The organism is Nostoc sp. CALU 546, from assembly GCF_048836525.1.
Genome location: NZ_JAWJTF010000067.1, coordinates 50,115 through 55,338 on the forward strand (window position 1 = coordinate 50,115; position 5,224 = coordinate 55,338).

Here is a 5,224-nt window from a genome sequence, read left to right on the forward strand (position 1 = left end):
CCCTATTCCCTGTTCCCTATTCCCTATTCCCTGTTCCCTATTCCCTATTCCCTGTCTTTGATATCCCAAAGACTCTGCTAACCGCCAAGTCACATCACCTAAAAAGTCAGTGCTGTAGTACTGCTTCCAACTATCTGCGATGCTGGGATTAATGCTCTGATGTTCATGAAATTTCACATCCCCCACCATTCTAGATTGGGCATAGATCCCATCGGTCATCCGCTGCTTTTTCTCTTTGTAAGGTTGCAGCATATCAGGATGGAATTCTAGCCCTAAAAATTGGCACAATCCCTCAACACTAGTCTGTGGTTGGCTAACTATGTCTTCAAATTTGACTTGATACTGGCGTTCTTGAGGAACTTGTTGCAAAAATTCGAGAATATTTTGATGGCTAATTAGCCAAACAAGTTCAGCGAGTTCTCGCCGATTGAAGGGATGTTGATAGGGAAAGGTTTGTTCTACTCTGGCTTCTTCATAAGAGCGCATCGTTGCATAAGGATGACGCACAAGATGGATGTAGAGTGGGTTTTGGAAGTTGATTTCCGCCCGTTTAAGAGTTTCTAAATCTATAGAGTAGGAGGGGGTCTTATCTACCAAGATTTTATCGCCCAGCGATCGCTGTATAAGTTGGTAAAACTGCTTGGTGGTGAGATTTTTCGCTTCTAATTCTTCCATAAGTGCGATCGCTTCTTCTGGACTGCACCCCCGAATTTGCATGATTGTCCTAATCGTCCCTTCCATCCAAAAGCTGTAACGTCCAGAAAATGCTGCTTTTCGTTCTTGAAGTGTATTAAACGTCAGCAATTCCAATTCTGGAGGCGCGAACAACTGCGGATTTCCCCCCAAAATGACGCGGAGTAAGGTAGAACCACTGCGATGAGGCGAGAGGATAAAGATAGCTGGCGGGTTTTTGATTGCGTCGTCATCTATTGGGGGAGTCAGGGGAGGAATGAGCGATCGCATTTGCAAAACTTTAGCTTCATCGATTCGCTCTTGTGGTAAGTCAATAATTGCAGTTATTTCTTTACCAAGCAGTTTGGCTGCTGCTTGTGGATAGTTTTCTTCTATGTAAGCTGCTAGTCCAGCAGTAGTTTTAGTATCAAATAAAACAACAAAATGAATAATCTCGTTTAATTGTGCTTGCAGTTTATTAATCAGAATCGCACCCCGAATCGAATCGCCACCTAGTTCAAAGAAGTTATCATCAATACCCACTCTGTCAAGTTTGAGGGCTTCTGCAAATAAATGTGCGATCGCCTTCTCGATAGGAGTCCGAGGAGCAACAAATTCTATATCTAACTGAGGACGTTGGCGCTGTTGTCGGGATGCAATCTCTTTGAGAATGAGTTCGGGACTATATAGAGTTTGAGCGATGCGTTCAAAGAAGTCTGCAAAGGAGGCTCTTTTTACCGAGCTATCAGATTTTGGTTCTTGATCGGGATTTGTATCTACGGTAAATCCGTCAGATACAAGTACTTTGTTGGATTCGGACGAGGTTACTTTTACAGCTTCTTTAACTACGATATCTATATCGGATATATGTACTCTATTGGATTCGGACGAGGCTGTTTCTCTTAGACTTCCATTAGACTCTTTAACTACGGTATCTATATCGGCTATATGTAATAAGTTGCTTTCGGATGCGGTTTGAGATGGAAACTCGAATAACCAACCACCATCTTTCTCCTGCTGAAATTGCCTACCAACACTAGTTAAGAAATTCCTAGCTGGTTGATTCTTCTTCGTAGGTGTATAGAAAAGCTCGACTCGTCCCAATCCTCTTTCTTGAGCAAGAGTTCCCAAGTAGGACAGCATTTTATGTTCTACACCTCGACCAAGTACCCGACAACTAAGCAAAAATGTATCTACAACTAGTGCATTTTCTTGAGCTTCAAACAATAGCAGACCGACTAAACCATAATCTCCAAAGCGGTCTTTTACTTCGACCACTCGACACTCGAATCTTCCTAAATTGCAGAGTTGTTGAATTTCAGACTCAGATCGGCGGATTGTTGTGAGGTTAAACTGATTGGTGCGTTGGGTAAGTTGAGCAACCCGCGAAAGTTGCTCGTTTTGCATTGGCGAAATCTCAATTTCTAAATTCAGTTGGGCTAGGAAATCGCTAAAGGAGAGAGAATCCTGTTGCAAACGCTGGCGCTGGACATTCTGTTGATAGAGATTGGTTCTTTGTTGGTCTTCTTGGGTGCTTTGAAGTTGGTCGAAAGCCCAAATATGATCTAAATATTGGGGGATGTTAGCGCCCTCTTGGGGAAGTTGCAGGGTCAAAACTTCTGGACAGTTGGCTCTAACTTCAGCACACTCAACGGGATTGTCATCAATGAAAATGAAGCTATCTAAACTCAGTTGCAGTTCGGTTGCTAAAGACTTCAGATTCTCCGATTTCGATCGCCAGTTGATGCGCCAATTGACGAGATGATGCCGCTTAAGCAACATATCTGGATGTTGGTCAAAGACTGCAAATACATCCTCTTCTTGATTCTTGCTACACAAACAAATCAATTTTCCGGCGGCTTGCTGTCCGATGATAAATTCTTGTAGCGATCGAAATTGTGGATCGATTTTCACTCCCCCAACTCCATCCTCACCACAAATACCACTCCACAAGGTATAGTCACAGTCCAGGGCAATTACCTTGTAGGGATAGCTCTGCAAGGCAAAGATTTTCCGCGCCAGCATTGTCCCCAAGGCACAGAAAAAGGCTGGCGTGTAGGGAATGTGCCCTAGCTCATCACCGTAGCGATCGTAATACTCCTCTACTGGGTAAGTATTGATTAATTCTTGACTTTTTATCAGATACACACCACTGACACTATTGAGATCAGCTGCTAACAATTCTTGCATTCTCTCATATAAAGTGTTATTTGCTGTATCAGTAGTTGGAGAAGGAGGACAGATACAGACTAAGTAGGGATTTTGCGATCGCATTGTTGCAGTTTTCAAAGCACTGCCAAAATCCCTGATGGTTTGCTCTAATTGGGCTATGTTTTTTCCAAATTTCTGCGATACTGGGCTGTGGTTGTGATTAAGGCGAGTTGCGTAGATGTTATAGAGTCCTGAACCGTGCAGCAGAGACTCTTCATCGACAACAAATTGAAAGCCTTTGTCTTCAAGCAAGCGCATGACCTGTTTAATCGTACTGCCTTCTTGGTCATGCACCTCTATGACTATTTGTTTAATCAATGGCCAGTGATTGTCTTTAATTCCTTGGAGAATTGCTAACTCACTTTTTTCGGCATCTAGTTTCAGTAAATCAATTTTTTCAATCTTGTATTCTTCGATAATTTCTGAAAGAGTTCGCAGTTGAGCCTGATAAGTTTCTCGCTCTAGTCTATCCTTGAGAAAATCATCAGCTAAACGTTCTAACGACTCTTCATCCAGAGAATCATCGCGTCGCAGCATATTAATAATGACTGAGCGAATAGCTTTTTCATCTTGCTCGGTATCAGCCGCAAAACTTGAGAAAACCGAGGAGCGAGGATAGAAAGTGAAGGTTTCTTCTTTGGATTCACCACCTAAGCCGCAGTTGAAAAGATGAGTATTTTGACAGTAGAGCTTTGCATTAGTCTGTAGCTTGTCAAAGGCATGAGGTGCAGGTTCAAAAGCATAAATAGTCCCTTTTGGGGATTTTTGTTGGGCAAATAAGGTGAATAGACCAATATTTGCTCCGACATCGATTATACAGTCGTCTTCATTAAAGACAATTCCGTGCTTTAAATAGACGCGATCGCCAAAAATTTCTTGGTATAGATACTCGGTTTCGTACTGGTTAAGGTGAGCTATTTCTAAGTGATTTGGTAAGGTGTGGCGTAAGCGATCGCCAAAAATTTGTTCTTTTAGATAATCGTCAACTCTTAATTGCAGATGATTCTTAGTTCCTTCCCAATCCTCAAACCTAACCAAAACTACATTGACTCCATTTTGATTGTTAGTCAGAAGGCTGGCTGGATTGAGAAGTTCTTGAAATACCTGATTGTAAGGAGCAAACTCTATTGAATAAATAATTCCTATTTCTTGAAACCAATATGACAGGAAATCCTTAATTGGTTCACTTGTAAATGTAGCTGTAATAACAACTTTCTGTTTAGATATGTGGTTTAATAAATTTTGCGTAGTCATAATATTTATAGTTCCTCTGTATCTATTACTAAAAAAATATTAGTTAAATATGAAAACTTCGCTTAACTTGTTGTTCTCCATCCCGGAGAAGTTGACTATAAATCTTAACTAACTTTAGGGGTTTAAGTCCCCAGCAAGACAGGCAGCCCGTTTTGGGTCGGGGTCAAATCCCCGGACGTCCGCGTTAGCGTTCGCGTAGCGTCTTGTAGAGAAGCGGGGCGTTAGCCCATTGCGAATTGCAAATTGTTTTAAGAGAGTATTCACTCATGTTCTTTCTAACCCTGATTCGTTCGTCATCAATTCTCAATAAAAACCTAACTTTAGCGATAATACTAAGAGCTAATCTGTCAAGTATGTTTCACACCTCAGTATTCAAGATGCCTACAGAACAATCTTTAAACGCTTGTTCTGTAAAGAAAGATGTGACTAATGGATAGCTTAAAAAAGGGTGAGCCGGAATCCAAATTCTCCTTTCTAAAGGGGATTTAGGGGGAGCTAAAATTTTTGACCTCGACAAAATGACTTTTTAAACATCTTCTGATGGCATTTTCAATACCCCTTTGAATATAGTTTTACAAATCATCATCTCAGCTATATCAATAAAATGCAATAGCATTATAGAGAGTTAAATTGATAGTTAAAACAGTTAATTAGACATTTAAGTGGACAGTTAAGACAGTTAAGTAGACAGTTAAGACAGTTAAGACATTTAAGTGGACAGTTAAGACAGTTAAGCAGATAGTAAAAATATTTAAAACAGTTAAACCTCGCCCATCTTGAAAGCTGGAGTTTTGTCACGCATAGTACTATCCTAAGTTTTTTAGAAGTGGTGATTGAGTTGATTCTCCGAGATCCTGTTGCCAATGAATTTACCGCTATCAATGCTCACTTGCAGACAATCAAAGACCAAATTCTGGCAGAAGTACCAGAAGTTGATGTGTCCGAAGTGATGGAACAAGTGGAGGAACTGTTGCAATATTTGTCGGGTTTTGGGGAAAAGGGTAAGGGGTAAGGGGAAAGAAAAAACCTTTAATACCAATTCTCTGTGAAGTTGCACATTATTTTGACCCCACCCTAACCCTCTTTC

Annotated in this window: 2 protein-coding genes; one reads left to right on the forward strand and one right to left on the reverse strand. The window is 40.9% G+C overall.

All coding sequences use genetic code 11. The features are described from left to right. Positions 1-4,137 (reverse strand): FkbM family methyltransferase (locus RRG12_RS27320; protein ID WP_420761329.1); only part of this gene is annotated, 4,137 nt, incomplete at its 3' end. Between the two features lie 829 nt (positions 4,138-4,966). On the opposite strand from RRG12_RS27320, the gene RRG12_RS27325 reads away from it, so the two are divergent. Next, the gene (locus tag RRG12_RS27325; RefSeq protein ID WP_420761330.1) at positions 4,967-5,149 is read left to right on the forward strand and encodes a hypothetical protein; all 183 of its coding nucleotides are present in this window, start codon (positions 4,967-4,969) and stop codon (positions 5,147-5,149) included. The last annotated feature ends 75 nt before the right edge of the window (positions 5,150-5,224 follow it).